The sequence below is a fragment of the Pantoea sp. Ap-967 genome, from assembly GCF_011752565.1.
GTDB lineage: Bacteria > Pseudomonadota > Gammaproteobacteria > Pseudomonadales > Pseudomonadaceae > Aquipseudomonas.
On record NZ_VWXK01000001.1, the window covers coordinates 341,553 to 353,948 of the forward strand.

Annotated in this window: 15 protein-coding genes; 14 read left to right on the plus strand and 1 reads right to left on the minus strand. The window is 62.2% G+C overall.

Annotated elements, in window-relative coordinates; genetic code table 11:
• Positions 1–131 precede the first annotated feature (131 nt).
• The 6 genes from F3J45_RS01725 (at position 132) to F3J45_RS01750 (ending at position 4,863) form a co-directional block, all read left to right on the plus strand.
• Complete coding sequence (locus tag F3J45_RS01725) at positions 132–674, plus strand: adenylate kinase (protein WP_167056296.1); 543 nt, start codon at positions 132–134, stop codon at positions 672–674.
• A gap of 183 nt (positions 675–857) precedes the next feature.
• Positions 858–1,451: an N-acetyltransferase gene (locus tag F3J45_RS29965; RefSeq protein ID WP_205300344.1), complete on the plus strand. Its 594-nt coding sequence runs from the start codon at positions 858–860 to the stop codon at positions 1,449–1,451.
• On the plus strand, positions 1,448–1,807 hold the full coding sequence (locus F3J45_RS01735) for a cupin domain-containing protein (RefSeq protein WP_167056305.1): 360 nt from the start codon (positions 1,448–1,450) through the stop codon (positions 1,805–1,807). Before F3J45_RS29965 ends, F3J45_RS01735 begins: the two co-directional genes overlap by 4 nt.
• 158 nt (positions 1,808–1,965) lie before the next feature.
• Entirely contained in the window at positions 1,966–3,099 is a 1,134-nt protein-coding gene (locus F3J45_RS01740; protein ID WP_167056308.1) for an aminotransferase class V-fold PLP-dependent enzyme, read from the plus strand.
• Positions 3,100–4,016: 917 nt separating this feature from the next.
• Complete coding sequence (locus F3J45_RS01745; RefSeq protein ID WP_167056311.1) at positions 4,017–4,292, plus strand: hypothetical protein; 276 nt, start codon at positions 4,017–4,019, stop codon at positions 4,290–4,292.
• A 97-nt stretch (positions 4,293–4,389) separates the two neighbouring features.
• On the plus strand, positions 4,390–4,863 hold the full coding sequence (locus F3J45_RS01750) for an OsmC family protein (RefSeq protein WP_167056315.1): 474 nt from the start codon (positions 4,390–4,392) through the stop codon (positions 4,861–4,863).
• 21 nt (positions 4,864–4,884) lie between these two features.
• Here F3J45_RS01750 and F3J45_RS01755 read toward each other — a convergent pair whose 3' ends face one another.
• Positions 4,885–5,289, minus strand: coding sequence for a hypothetical protein (locus tag F3J45_RS01755; RefSeq protein ID WP_167056319.1), 405 nt, complete (start codon positions 5,287–5,289; stop codon positions 4,885–4,887).
• Positions 5,290–5,735: 446 nt separating this feature from the next.
• Here F3J45_RS01755 and F3J45_RS01760 point away from each other — a divergent pair, with 446 nt between their 5' ends.
• The 8 genes from F3J45_RS01760 (at position 5,736) to F3J45_RS01795 (ending at position 12,387) form a co-directional block, all read left to right on the plus strand.
• A complete protein-coding gene (locus F3J45_RS01760) occupies positions 5,736–5,918 on the plus strand; it encodes a hypothetical protein (protein ID WP_167056323.1) in 183 nt (60 codons plus the stop codon).
• A 366-nt stretch (positions 5,919–6,284) separates the two neighbouring features.
• Positions 6,285–6,950: a response regulator transcription factor gene (locus F3J45_RS01765; RefSeq protein WP_167056327.1), complete on the plus strand. Its 666-nt coding sequence runs from the start codon at positions 6,285–6,287 to the stop codon at positions 6,948–6,950.
• Positions 6,937–8,328, plus strand: a complete 1,392-nt coding sequence (locus F3J45_RS01770; protein ID WP_167056331.1) for a HAMP domain-containing sensor histidine kinase — start codon at positions 6,937–6,939, stop codon at positions 8,326–8,328. Before F3J45_RS01765 ends, F3J45_RS01770 begins: the two co-directional genes overlap by 14 nt.
• A gap of 122 nt (positions 8,329–8,450) precedes the next feature.
• Entirely contained in the window at positions 8,451–8,645 is a 195-nt protein-coding gene (locus F3J45_RS01775; protein WP_167056334.1) for a Flp family type IVb pilin, read from the plus strand.
• A 15-nt stretch (positions 8,646–8,660) separates the two neighbouring features.
• On the plus strand, positions 8,661–9,218 hold the full coding sequence (locus tag F3J45_RS01780; protein ID WP_167056337.1) for a prepilin peptidase: 558 nt from the start codon (positions 8,661–8,663) through the stop codon (positions 9,216–9,218).
• A gap of 15 nt (positions 9,219–9,233) precedes the next feature.
• Positions 9,234–10,136, plus strand: coding sequence for a Flp pilus assembly protein CpaB (gene cpaB, locus F3J45_RS01785; protein ID WP_167056340.1), 903 nt, complete (start codon positions 9,234–9,236; stop codon positions 10,134–10,136).
• A 53-nt stretch (positions 10,137–10,189) separates the two neighbouring features.
• Entirely contained in the window at positions 10,190–11,725 is a 1,536-nt protein-coding gene (locus F3J45_RS01790; protein ID WP_167056343.1) for a type II and III secretion system protein family protein, read from the plus strand.
• 17 nt (positions 11,726–11,742) lie between these two features.
• Positions 11,743–12,387 (plus strand): CpaD family pilus assembly lipoprotein, encoded by a 645-nt coding sequence (locus F3J45_RS01795; RefSeq protein ID WP_167056346.1) that lies wholly within the window; start codon positions 11,743–11,745, stop codon positions 12,385–12,387.
• The last annotated feature ends 9 nt before the right edge of the window (positions 12,388–12,396 follow it).

Here is a 12,396-nt window from a genome sequence, read left to right on the forward strand (position 1 = left end):
TAAGCTATCGATCCAAAGCCGCCGATGCCAAAGGTCTAAATTTGGCCATTGCAAACGCGCCCGAATGTGAGATCAACGAGAAATGAAGTATTTTCCTGCCCCTGAAATCAGCTGGCATCATGGAGGAACAAATGCAGATCTACGTTACAGGCGCATCATGTGCGGGTGTGACCACTCTGGGGCAAAGTCTGGCCTCGCGGCTCGGGCTGCGTCATGCGGATGTAGATGACTATTTCTGGATGCCCACAAACCCTCCGTTCACAACCAAGCGGCCTGTCAGCGAGCGGGTGCCATTGCTCCAGCAAGCACTCGGTCAGGATGATTGGATACTGACCGGTTCCTGCATGGTCTGGGGTGATGCTCTACTGGCGCACGTCGACCTAATCGTGTTCGTGGTGACGCCGACACCGATCCGCCTTGAACGTCTGGCAGCTCGTGAAAAGGCTCGCTTTGGAGATCGCATCGCACCCGGTGGAGACATGCATGAAATACATGCGGGATTCAGGGAATGGGCTTCGCAGTATGACAATCCAGACTTCTCTGGACGCAACCGAGCCTGGCACGAGCGGTGGTTATCAGAGCAGTCATCTCCAGTCCTGCAAATTGACGGGGCGATCAGCACTGAAAAAATGGCATCGGAAGTCACCCAGGCGATGTCGCACCTCAGGCATTAACGCTCCAACGGTCACGTCAGCGTCTCAATGCTAACGTCCGCTTCGGGTCGGTAGCTTCCTGTCGCACGCCGTGCTGACAGTGTCGCCGATAGCATGATGGGAACCGTTCAACCAGCCTACTCTGCCCCCTGTCAAAAGCGTAATCCTCGAAAACCACCCCCCGATCCCATGGGAGCACTGCACGTGCCTGTCGACTTCAGACCCGCTCAAGCCTCGGACGCGCACGACATTGCGCGCTTTTTCCAACTGACATCGGAGGGCATGGCCGATTACATCTGGAGCCAGCTTGCCGCACCTGGAGAAGCATTGCTGAGTGTCGGTGCGTCTCGCTATGCCCGCGAACAGGGCGACTTTTCCTATAAGAACTGCCTGATGGCCACGTTCGAAGGGCGCGTCATCGGCATGATGCATAGCTACGCCCTGCACGAGACGCCTGACAGGCCGGTCGAGACGGACCCGGTGCTCGCGCCTTATTCCGACATGGAAATACCCGACACCTTGTACATATCCAGCCTGGCCCTGGATGAGGCCTGGCGCAGCCAGGGGCTGGGCGTCCAGTTTCTGCGCCACGCCCAGCAGCGCGCCGATGACGCTGGCCTGGCTGGGCTATGCCTGATCGATTATGCGGACAACCACGGCGCGCGCCGTTTCTACGAACGTCACGGTTTTCAGATTGTTAAAACCTGCCAGATCGTTCCACACCCGATGCTGGGCGTCACCGGTGAAGCCTATTTGATGTATCGCCCTACCCACAACGTACTCGAGAAAATGCCATGAACAAGAAACTGACCGTGTTCCGCGAACTGGATATTCAACCGGTGCGCGACCTTCCCTTCTTTGAGGAAGTCGTGGAAGGCACCCCGCATACGCTGACGTCCAAGTACTACCACGATGAACAGCAAGGCCGCATTTCCGGAGAATGGGAAGCCAGCGTCGGCGCGTGGCGCATCGACTACAAGGTTTGGGAGTTCTGCCATGTCCTGAGTGGATGCTGCGTGATCGAGCTTGAGGGTTGCGCGCCCGTCACACTGGCCGCTGGCGACACGTTCATCATCGAACCAGGCGCCAAGGGCAAATGGACCGTGCTGGAAGACATGAAAAAGAACTTCGTGATCCTCTTGCCCACGAACTAGGCATGGGGTCGCGCGCGGCATGACGGTTCGGATCTGCTAATTTGAACGCCACGCGCGCACGGCAGCGGTCAGCCACTGCCGTTGCGATCAATCTTGTCATTTGCCGAGGCTCAGGACAGGGTCCGTACCAATGACATCTCTGCCAAAGGAGTCACCGCATGTCGAAGCTCTATCCCAGTATCGATCCTGAGGGGCTGGTCGAGTACTCGGTGGTCTACACCGACCGCTCGCTCAATCACATGTCGCAGACCTTCCAAGGCGTGATGAGGAACATTTCCAAGACCCTGAAACAGGTCTACAACGCCCAGGCCGTTGCGGTTGTGCCGGGCAGCGGTACCTTCGGCATGGAGGCCGTTGCGCGGCAATTCGCCACCGGCCAGCAGTGCCTGGTGATCCGCAACGGCTGGTTCAGTTATCGCTGGAGCCAGATTCTGGAGATGGGCAACATCTCGGCGGCCACCACGGTGCTGAAAGCCCGACCGGTCGAAACGGGTCGCCAGGCAGCCTACGCGCCCCCGCCACTGGACGAAGTGCTGGCGGCCATTGCGGCACACAAGCCGCAGATCGTGTTCGCGCCCCACGTTGAAACCTCATCCGGGATCATCCTGCCCGAGGACTACCTGCGCGCCGTCGGCGACGCCGTGCATGCGGTGGGCGGCCTGTTCGTGCTGGACTGCATTGCCTCCGGCACGGTTTGGGTGGACATGCAGAAGTGCGCGGTCGACCTGCTGATCAGCGCACCGCAGAAAGGCTGGAGCGCCTCCCCTTGCAGCGCCCTGGTGATGCTCAGCGCCCTGGCCCTCGAGCGCATCGAGCGCACGCAGAGCAGCAGCTTTGCCTGCGACCTGAAAAAGTGGCTGCAGATCATGCAGGCCTACGAACAGGGTGGGCATGCCTACCATGCGACCATGCCCAGTGATGCGCTTGCGCGCTTCAACGACGTGATCGTCGAGATGCAGGACTACGGCTTCGACAAAGTTCGTGACGAACAACAGACGTTGGGCAATCGCGTGCGCGCCATGTTGACTGGCAAGGGCATCAAAAGTGTGGCTGCAGCCGGTTTTCAGGCGCCAGGCGTAGTGGTGAGCTACACCGATGATGCCGAGATCAAGAACGGAAAGAAATTCGCCGAGCACGGCCTGCAGATCGCTGCCGGCGTGCCGCTGCAATGTGACGAACCGGCTGATTTCCAGACTTTCCGCATTGGGCTGTTTGGGCTCGAGAAACTGCACAATATCGAGCGTACGGTCAGCACGTTTGAGCAGGCACTGGATGAAGTGATGGTGAAGTAAGCGGTCCTCTGGGCTGCAGCACGGATACGAAAGTCTGCATTAGGTCGATTGCAGTCATTCTCGAGTGACCGCTATCGACCCATACCGGCCGTTCACGAATGGCTGCTATCGGACATCAGTCGCTAATGATTCACCTCCGTCTTGCAGCCACCGGCCGAAATGTTTGCACACGGCCTCGTGATCGAACTTGTCCTCTCCACGCCAGCATGCAGCCGCTTCCGACCAGTCGCTTCTGCTGTGAATAGGCCGTTCGAAAGACGCTGGCTCGGTTCAGTCCCTTTTGATGCGTATTCTCAGGCCGTTTTCGAGCTGACCTTACTCAGTTCGCCTGGGTCCTCAACACCAAGCAAGGTCCGCTTCGGGCCGTTATCTGCCCTTCCTGAAGGGCAGCTAAGGGTCGATAGCGGTCAGCCGCGAGGGGCTGCTTTCGACCCATTGTGGACGATCCATACCTTGGGGTTAGCGCGGTGTTCGGATGTGTTCGCCGTGAATTTTTCAGCGCCTATCAGATCGAGCGCCGCCCGCGCGGCGCATCGCGAGCTGTGCTCGCTCCTACGTCTATTTCGGGCCAATCATTCCTGTGAGGTTAGTGCACGAAGGCTTTGGCACAGGCGTCACTGGCTCGAAGCAAACGTAGGAGCGAGCGCAGCTCGCGATGCGCCGCGCGGGCGGCGCTCGATCTCATAGGCGCAGACGATGTCACGGTGAACGTCCGCAATGGGTCGATAGCGGTCGGTAGCGAATGGCTGCAACCGTCACCATTGCGGACGGTCCATACCTTGGGTCAGCACGGTGTTCGGATGCGTTCACCGTGAAATTTTCACCACCTATGAGATCGAGCGCCGACGCTGCTGAAAAACAGCGCCACTCAGCCGTCTAGTGTTGCCCGAACATTCCAAAAGGTGGATGAGATGCAAATGAGGTTGTCCCTGCACGCGGCAAAAGCACTGCTTGACGGTGGCATCGACGCCACTTCGGCCCTCAACAGCGCCCTGGAGCGCGTCTTGCTGCATGCCTCGGAAGAGGACTATGCCGGGCTCAAGAAATCGTTCGGCCATGCCATGGCGGGCGTCCTCGCGGCGACTGTGGATGTCGCACTGCAAGCCTACCCTGAGCTGAAACCCGATAGCGACGCATGGCAAGAAATCGCCAGGGGTTGCGCTGCAAGAAGGGCCTACAACAAAATTGAATGACCGATTCGGCATTCCTGCACGCCATGGGCCATACAGCGCCTATACCCTAGAAGCGGTGGGCAAGGTTTTCCAGCCATCTTTCGACACAGGAGTGACCATGAAAGAACACCATTACGCTGTCACCGTAAATTGGATAGGTAATACGGGTGAAGGTACTGCAAGCTACACGGCGTACCAGAGAGACTTCAACGTGGAGGCTCCAGGCAAGGCACCTATCCTTGGCTCTGCCGACCCTGCCTTTCGCGGGAACCCCGAACGCTGGAATCCTGAAGACATGTTGCTGGCCTCGATCTCGGCCTGCCACAAGCTTTGGTATCTTCATCTGTGCGCCGTCAACGATGTGAACGTGCTGGCATACGTCGATCAGCCAGTGGCCCGAATGTTTGAAGGAGATGGCCAGCGTAAAGGCCATTTCAAGGACGCAGAGCTTAGGCCCCAGGTCATCATCAGCAGCCAGTCAAATCTGGATCTTGCAAGACGCCTGCATGACGACGCTCACCACGAATGCTTTATTGCCAATTCAGTCAACTTTCCTATCAGGTGCAGTGCTGTTATCAAGCATCAAGACTAGTCGGTAGCCGTGATCTATCGCTCAGTGTTTTGATTCTCTTGACTGGGCAACCGCCGCAACGATATGGGGCACGGCGTAGGATTTAAACCAGTGATTCATGCCGGCAATCGCCTGCTGTGAGGATGGCAGGCTCCCTGCACCGATTAATTCTGAACAGGCTTGCGCCATCGCCTGAAGGATGCGTGCCGCTTCGGGAACGTAGGGTGAGTCCGTTTGGGTATCATGCCTGTCTCGGATAATTTTATAACGGATGTTCTCCGGCATCGTCCACGCGCTGATTAGAAACTCCATGACCGTGTACTCGACGCCATTGATGTTGATGACGGCTGAACGGAGTGATTCGTCAAAGCCTGCAGCATCGATTTGCTCACAGCTATCGATAGCGGTATTCATCATTTCGCGAATCAGGTTCCAATCCGTTTTCATAAGCACCTCCTCTGCCTTTCTACAAAGACGCTCGGGGCCACATTTTTTTCACCCCGAGTTTTCGAGATCACTACATCCTTCTAAGGAAAAAACGCAACTATCTGATTTAACAGAGCATTCTGTAGGAGCGGGCTTGACCCGCGAAGCAAGCACCGCGGTGCATGGCACCGGCTGTGCCGGTGTTCGCGGGGCAAGCCCGCTCCTACAAAGGATGGCGGCGCGACTGCTGGCAGTATCGCGCCTTCTTTCAATCCCCGACGTTTCGCAGGGCCTTCGTGCAAGTCGCCAGCCATGGCACCGTTGCCGCCCACCCTCGCGCACGTGATCAAAATTCAACTGACCGCTTTAACGGAGCCTAAGCGCATGACCAAACGAGAGCAGGAAGTTCTCCAGTTGCTACCGCAGGGAACAGCGAACACGGCCATACAGCTTGGCAGGATCGGAAAATGACGATCATGACGCTATGGATAGTGGGTGCTGGTGTTGTCGCACTGGTGCTCCTGGCATTCAAGATGAACCTGGTACGCCTTGAACACACCAACGGGAACAAGCGACCAGGGTATTGGCTTGCCCTATCGATCCCCATTGGCTTGGGCATCCTGTTTGTCATTGAAAAGCTTTCGTCTTGACCTGCCACCCCAAAAGCTCCAACGCTGGCGACCGGACGCGCATTCTTTACAGAACGCGCCCGGTTTAAACCCGCCACCCATCAACCCGCCGTGCCAGCGCGCGGGCTGAGGCGGGCGTAAAAGCGCAGTCCCTACCCCATCCCAACACCGCTCCCCCCCTGCTCAAGCACCCGGCCTGCCTGCCCTTGAGCCCTCGCTGTGCATCTGCGATGGCACTTTCCCTCACCTACCCATTTCCACCGCCATGCTAGAGTGCTATCATTTTTTGCGAATGATTCTCAGTTTCGAATCTTAATAATTCTTAACTGATACTTGAACCGTTTGACTGATAGAAACAGCGTACGTCTCCAGTGAGGGAACACCGTAATGCGAGTATTGGTAGTTGAAGATGACCCGTCGGTTAGCCATTGGCTCGGCTGCAAGCTGCACGCCTCTGGCCATGCCTGCCGGACCATCGACAACGGCGAGGGCGCCCTGCAGATGATTGGCAATGAAGTGTTCGACGTCGTCATCCTGGACCGAATCCTGCCCAAGATGGACGGCATCGAAGTGCTTCGCCAGCTCGATGGCCAGCAGCGCCCGCCCATTCTGATCCTGTCCGCAAACGATCAAACCAGCGACCGGGTCGAAGGGCTGCGCGCCGGTGCCGACGACTACCTGGGCAAACCGTTCGACTTCAACGAACTGCTGCTGCGCCTGGAACTGCTCGCACGCCGCCACAAACCCCGCGCCCCGCAGGAAGTGGTGCAGGTGCAGGACCTCTGCGTCGACCTGGGCACGCGCCAGGTGCAGCGCGCGGGCAAGCGCATCGAGCTCACCGACAAGGAATTCAAGCTGCTGCAAGTGCTGGCCGAACATGCCGGCCAAGTGGTCACCCGCAGCATGCTGCTGGAGAAAGTCTGGGGCTACAACTTCGACCCGCAGACCAACCTCATCGACGTGCACCTGTCGAAACTGCGCACCAAGCTGGAAAAAGGCTTCGAGCACGCATTGATCAAAACCGTACGGGCCATTGGTTATGTCCTGGGCTGAACTTCGCCCACTCCTGACCACCAGCAGCCTGCGCCAAGCCACCACCATCGCCTTCATTTGCCTGTTGTTCTCGCTGATCTCGATCGTGCTGAGCAACCAGTTGCTTGAAGTGGTGATGCGCAGCCACGTGCGCGACATGATCCTCAACGACGTGCGCAGCCAGCAGTTGCAGGGCGCCATGGTCAGCGCCGAGCGGCTGAGCTGGGCACTGCGTTACCGCCAGCAGCTGGATGTGCGCAAGGAACGCCAGGCCACGGTGGTCGACCGCGACGGCAAGCTGTTGTTCGGCAGCCGCGGGCTGCTGCCCGAACCGACCCTGCCAGCCTCCGACCGCTTGCGCTGGTACCACATTACCCTCACCAATGAACAAGGCGAGGCTGCCGAAGTGCTGGGCCTGACCATCACCCTGGGCGATGGCGGCCAGTACTACAGCGCCTTCGACCTGCGGCCGATGCTCGAACGCACGCGCATCATTCCCCTGGCCACCGGCGCCGGGCTGCTGCTCTTGCTGCTGTCGATCCTGATTACCGCCCTGCCCTTCGGCCTGCACAACCTCTACCGCATCAACCGCATCCGTGACGCCCTGGCCCGCTATGCCAACGGCGACTACACGGCCATGGCCCCTGCCGTGCAGCATGGCGACGAATTCGACCAACTGGGCATCGAGATCAACCACGGCCTGCGGCGCATCAACAAGCTGATGGACGAGGTCAAGCACATCACCAGCCACATCGCCCACGAACTGCGCACGCCCTTGACCCGCCTGCAGAGCCGCTTGCTCAACGCCAGCGAACACCTCCAGGGGCCGGCGCGTGAGGAGCTGCTGTGCGCAGTACAGGACAGCGAGCGCATCCAGCACCTGTTCCGCGCCGTCATGCGCATCGCCGAGGTGGAAACCGGGCGCATGGCCTGCCATTTCGAAGTCATCGACGTACGCGAACTGCTCGAAGACGTGGCCGAGTACTACCAGCCATTGGCCGATGAACGCGGCTGCCGTTTCGAGCTGGAAGTACAGAAGGACTGCCAGCTGTTCGGCGACCGCGCCCTGCTGTTCCAGGCCTTGGCCAACCTGATCGACAACGCCCTCAAGTACGCACCACCGGGCCTGGCGATCACCCTGGCGGCGCGCGGGCGCAATGGCCAGGGGATGCTCCAGGTACGCGACCGCGGCCCGGGTATCAGCGCCGCCCACAGCGAGCGGGCGATGGAGCGTTTTCAGCGCCTTGAACCCAAGGGCGATGTCCACGGCCATGGCCTGGGCCTGACGCTGGTGCGGGCGATTGCCGAAGTGCATGGCGGCGACCTGCGCCTGGGCGACAACCAGCCGGGCCTGGCAGCCAGCCTGAATGTGCGCAAACAGGTGCTGGCCGGGCGCTGAGCGGGCCTTCCTTAAGCATTCTTAATGGTTGTCACCTTGCTCGGCAATTGAGAATCACTCGTAATATCAGCCACGCCCCGCCGGGGCCTTCCTGTTAACCATGCCCCGTTCGGAGATTTGCCATGACCCCTCGCATCCGCGCCTTCCTCAACGACGAAAGCGGTGTTACCGCCATCGAGTACGGCATTCTCGCTGCCGCCATGGCCGCGGCCATCGGCATCATCTTCGGCGAAGACGGCGTGTTCATCTCGGCACTGAAAAACCGCTTCGAAGCCATCGGCAACCAGATCAGCGGCGGCAAGGGCGCGGCGCAGTAAGCCGCCGGCACCGCCATGAACAGCCAACTGGCTCTTATCGTCCTGCCACCGGCACTGTGCTGGGTGATCGCCTCGGACCTGCTGTATCGCCGCATCCACAACCTGCTGGTGGTGATGCTGCTGTTGGTCTGGTGTTCGCAGCCGCTGTTCGCCGTGTTCGGCCTCGGCCCCTGGGCTGCGATGAGCGCCGGTGAACTGCTGCCGATGCTGGGCTGCGCGCTGCTCGGTGCAGTGTTGGTACTGGCGGTCGGGTTCATGCTGTTCAGCATCGGCCAGGTCGGCGCCGGTGACGTCAAGCTGATGACCGTGCTGTGCTTGTGGAGCAGCGGCAACCAGATGGCGTTTCTCATCGTCACCGCCCTGGCAGGCGGCATCCTGGCCTTGGCCATGCCGGTGCTGGCGCCGCTGGAGCATGCCTGTGCACTGCTCTGGCAACAGCTTGGCGCACGCCTGCCAGCGCTGGGCATCGGCATCCCCACCGTGCTCACCCGTGAGCGCCCACAGGGCCTGCCTTACGGCCTGGCCATCGCGACCGGCAGTTTCTTCACCTTGTTCTCTTCCATCCACCCCTGACGATCTGGTTGTCCCATGAAAACCCCTTCCGTCCTCTTGCTGGCAGGCGCCCTGGTCCTGGCCGGTGGCGCAGCCCTGCTGGCCCGCGTTCTGCTCGCCCCTCCACCGGCCGCCGTTGCCGCCGCCAAGCCCGCTACCCCGGAAAAGGCGCCGCTGGCCGTGCTGGTAGCCGCCGCCGACCTGCGCCCCGGCCAGTTGATCGACCGCAGCATGCTGCGCTGGCAGGAAGTGCAGTCGCTGCCCTCGGCCGAGCAGTACTTCCAGCGTGGCCAGGGCAAGCTCGACCTGGGCGCCGGCGCCGTGCTGCGCCGCCCGCTCAAGGCCGGCCAGGCACTGACCGCCGCGCTGCTGGTGCGCGCTGGCGAGCCGGGCTTCCTGGCCGCGGTACTCAAGCCAGGCATGCGCGGCCTGTCGCTGCCCACCTCGGCGGTAGCCGTCAGCCAGGGGCTGGTCAGCGCCGGCGACCGGGTCGACGTGATTCTTTCGCTCAAGGTGGGCAAGAACGACGACCGCGACCTCGGCCCACCCAAGCTCGCCGCGCAAACCCTGCTGCGCGATGTGCGCGTGCTGGCCGTCAACCGCAGCGCCCGCGACCTCACCGCACGGCTGAACAGCGCTGAGCCGGCTGCACCGGCGGCAGCGGCAAACGACAAGGAAAACCGCTACTTCGAAACCGTCACCCTGGAAGTGACCCCGGCCCAGGCCGAACGCCTGGCGCTGAGCAAGGAAGCCGGCACCTTGCAGCTGGCCTTGCGTGGCAACCGCGAGCCGGGTGACGGCCTGCCCCGCAGCGGCACCCGCGAGGTCACCCGCCTGGCCCAGGCCACCGACGTGTACGCCAAGCCCGGGCTGGGCGACTCGCTGCCCGTGCTCTACCGCGGCGACCAGGTCGAATACGTACGCCCTGCGAAACCTTGAGATCCCGACCTGCCCCACCCGGGCATCGACTGGCCATTCCGGAAGCACTGACGATGACGTTCCCCCGCTCTCCCCTTTTCCTGGCGCTGACCTGCGCCCTGGGCCTGTTCTGCGCACTGCCGGCGCACGCCGAAGTGGTGGTGCTGGACCCACCCCTGGAGCTGCCGCCGCAGTACCCCGAAGCCGAGCAGCCCGAAGACCCGCAGGCCTATGCCGAGGAGGCAGCCTACCCGGCCGCCCCCGACGCCAACGCGCACCTGCCGGCGCACCTGACCGAGGTCAGCGAAACCCGCGACGTGCACCTGTTGGTCAAGCAGGGGCGCTTGCTGCAACTGCCCAGGGCCGCCACCCGGGTGCTGGTCGCTGACCCGAAGATCGCCAGCTTCCAGGCGCCCACCCCAGGCAGCGTGTTCGTCTTCGCCCAAACCGCAGGCACCACCACCCTGTATGCCCTGGACGACAAGGAACAGGTGATCGCCGCGATCCGCGTGGTGGCCGACTACGACCTCGACGCCCTGCGCAAGCAAGTGATCGCCGAAGTACCCGGCGCCCAGGTGGAGTTCAGCCCGGCCTCGGCCAACGGCCTGGTGGTGCGCGGCAGTGTGCGCACCCCGCAGCAGGCGCACCAGGTGATCACTGCCGTGGAGAGCTACCTTGGCTCACCGCAGGACGGCACGCGCGGTAGCGGCGGTGGCGGAGGCGGAGGTGGTGGTGGCGGCGCTGCAGGCAGTGGTGGCAGCGAGCAAGGCCCGCGGGTCATCAACCAGCTCAAGGTCGAGCTCTCGGCCCAGGTCAACCTCAGCGTGCGCATCGTCGAAGTGTCGCGCAGCCTCAGCTCGCAACTGGGGCTGAACTGGGAAGCCACGCTCAAGGACGGCAACTACTTCTTCCGCAACGGCGCCAGCCTGTTCGATGCCACCACCGGCGCCTTCAGTGGCGGCACCGTCAGCAACGCCGTGGCCGGGGGCTTCCACCGCTATGGCTCGACCACCGTGGCCGGCCTGCTCACCGCCTTGTCCCAGGACGGCTTGGCGACGGTGCTGGCCGAACCGAACCTGACGGCGATGTCAGGCGAAACCGCAGGCTTTGCCGCCGGTGGCGAGGTGCCGATCGTGATCACCACCAACAACAACATCACCATCGAGTACAAACAGTACGGCGTAATCATGCGCATGACCCCGACCCTGCTGTCGCCCAACCGCATCAGCCTGCATGTCGCCCCCGAAGTCAGCGACCTGTCCGATGAAGGCGCCGTGGAGCTGCAAGGCAACGTGATTCCAGCCTTCAAGGTGCGCCGCGCCGACACCACCGTGGAACTGGCCAGCGGCCAAAGCTTCGCCCTGGCCGGCATGCTGCGCAGCAACAGCGCCCAGCAGGTCACCGGCGTGCCCGGCCTGCGCAACATCCCCGGGCTTGGCCGGTTCTTCGAAACCCACACCTCCAGCCAGGCCGACACGGAGCTGGTGATCATCGCCACCGCCTATGTGGTCGAGCCCACCACCCCGGGCGAGCTGCAAACGCCAGGCCGGGGCATCGCCCAGCTCGATGCCCTGACTCCTGCCCAAGCCACCGCCGGCTACCTGTTCTGAGCCAAGGAGAACACCCCATGCGCTTTGCCCAACCCGCGCTCCTCAGCCTGGCGCTCGGCCTGCTGCTAGGCGGCTGCGACCGCAACTTCAACAACCAGCGCGTGGCCAACTACGCGCCCGGTACGCCCATGCCGGCGATCCAGGCCGTGCCATCGGCACTGGTCGCGCAGCTCAAGACCACCGCAGCCGGAGGCCTGGACCAGGCCTCCCTGGCCGACCTCAACACCCTGCTGGCCCGCCAGGGCCGCCTGAGCCAGCAAACCCTGACCCTGCGCCCGGCCACCCCAGGCGGCGAGCAGGTTGCCACGCGCCTTGCCCAGGTGCTGCGCCAGCTGGGCGTGCGCCAGGTGATCGTCGCCCCCACCCAGCTGCAACGCAGCGGCGACACCGACCTGCAAGTGGTGTCCGAGGCCGTGGTCGCGCAAGTGCCCGATTGCCTGATCCGCGACCCCAACGGCGTGACCGTCAAGCCCTTCACCGCCATCGGCAGCCTGGGCTGCGCCAACCGCGCCAACATCGCCCGGATGGTCGCCGACCCTCGCGACCTGAACCGCGCCCAGGCCCTGGACGGCGGTGACGGCATCGCCGCCACCAACGCCGTCGACCGTTACCAGCGCCACGAAACGGTGGAACTGCTGGACATCAACTTCAACAAGGACTGACCGCGGAGC

Excerpts from the sequence above, each read along its gene's own strand:
- F3J45_RS01750 (WP_167056315.1), top strand. The coding sequence starts at position 4,390 with ATGAAAGAACACCATTACGCTGTCACCGTAAATTGGATAGGTAATACG.
- F3J45_RS01740 (WP_167056308.1), top strand. The coding sequence starts at position 1,966 with ATGTCGAAGCTCTATCCCAGTATCGATCCTGAGGGGCTGGTCGAGTAC.
- F3J45_RS01745 (WP_167056311.1), top strand. The coding sequence starts at position 4,017 with ATGAGGTTGTCCCTGCACGCGGCAAAAGCACTGCTTGACGGTGGCATC.
- F3J45_RS01755 (WP_167056319.1), bottom strand. The coding sequence starts at position 5,289 with ATGAAAACGGATTGGAACCTGATTCGCGAAATGATGAATACCGCTATC.
- F3J45_RS01735 (WP_167056305.1), top strand. The coding sequence starts at position 1,448 with ATGAACAAGAAACTGACCGTGTTCCGCGAACTGGATATTCAACCGGTG.
- F3J45_RS01770 (WP_167056331.1), top strand. The coding sequence starts at position 6,937 with ATGTCCTGGGCTGAACTTCGCCCACTCCTGACCACCAGCAGCCTGCGC.
- F3J45_RS01790 (WP_167056343.1), top strand. The coding sequence starts at position 10,190 with ATGACGTTCCCCCGCTCTCCCCTTTTCCTGGCGCTGACCTGCGCCCTG.
- cpaB (WP_167056340.1), top strand. The coding sequence starts at position 9,234 with ATGAAAACCCCTTCCGTCCTCTTGCTGGCAGGCGCCCTGGTCCTGGCC.
- F3J45_RS01775 (WP_167056334.1), top strand. The coding sequence starts at position 8,451 with ATGACCCCTCGCATCCGCGCCTTCCTCAACGACGAAAGCGGTGTTACC.
- F3J45_RS01725 (WP_167056296.1), top strand. The coding sequence starts at position 132 with ATGCAGATCTACGTTACAGGCGCATCATGTGCGGGTGTGACCACTCTG.
- F3J45_RS01760 (WP_167056323.1), top strand. The coding sequence starts at position 5,736 with ATGACGATCATGACGCTATGGATAGTGGGTGCTGGTGTTGTCGCACTG.
- F3J45_RS01780 (WP_167056337.1), top strand. The coding sequence starts at position 8,661 with ATGAACAGCCAACTGGCTCTTATCGTCCTGCCACCGGCACTGTGCTGG.
- F3J45_RS01795 (WP_167056346.1), top strand. The coding sequence starts at position 11,743 with ATGCGCTTTGCCCAACCCGCGCTCCTCAGCCTGGCGCTCGGCCTGCTG.
- F3J45_RS01765 (WP_167056327.1), top strand. The coding sequence starts at position 6,285 with ATGCGAGTATTGGTAGTTGAAGATGACCCGTCGGTTAGCCATTGGCTC.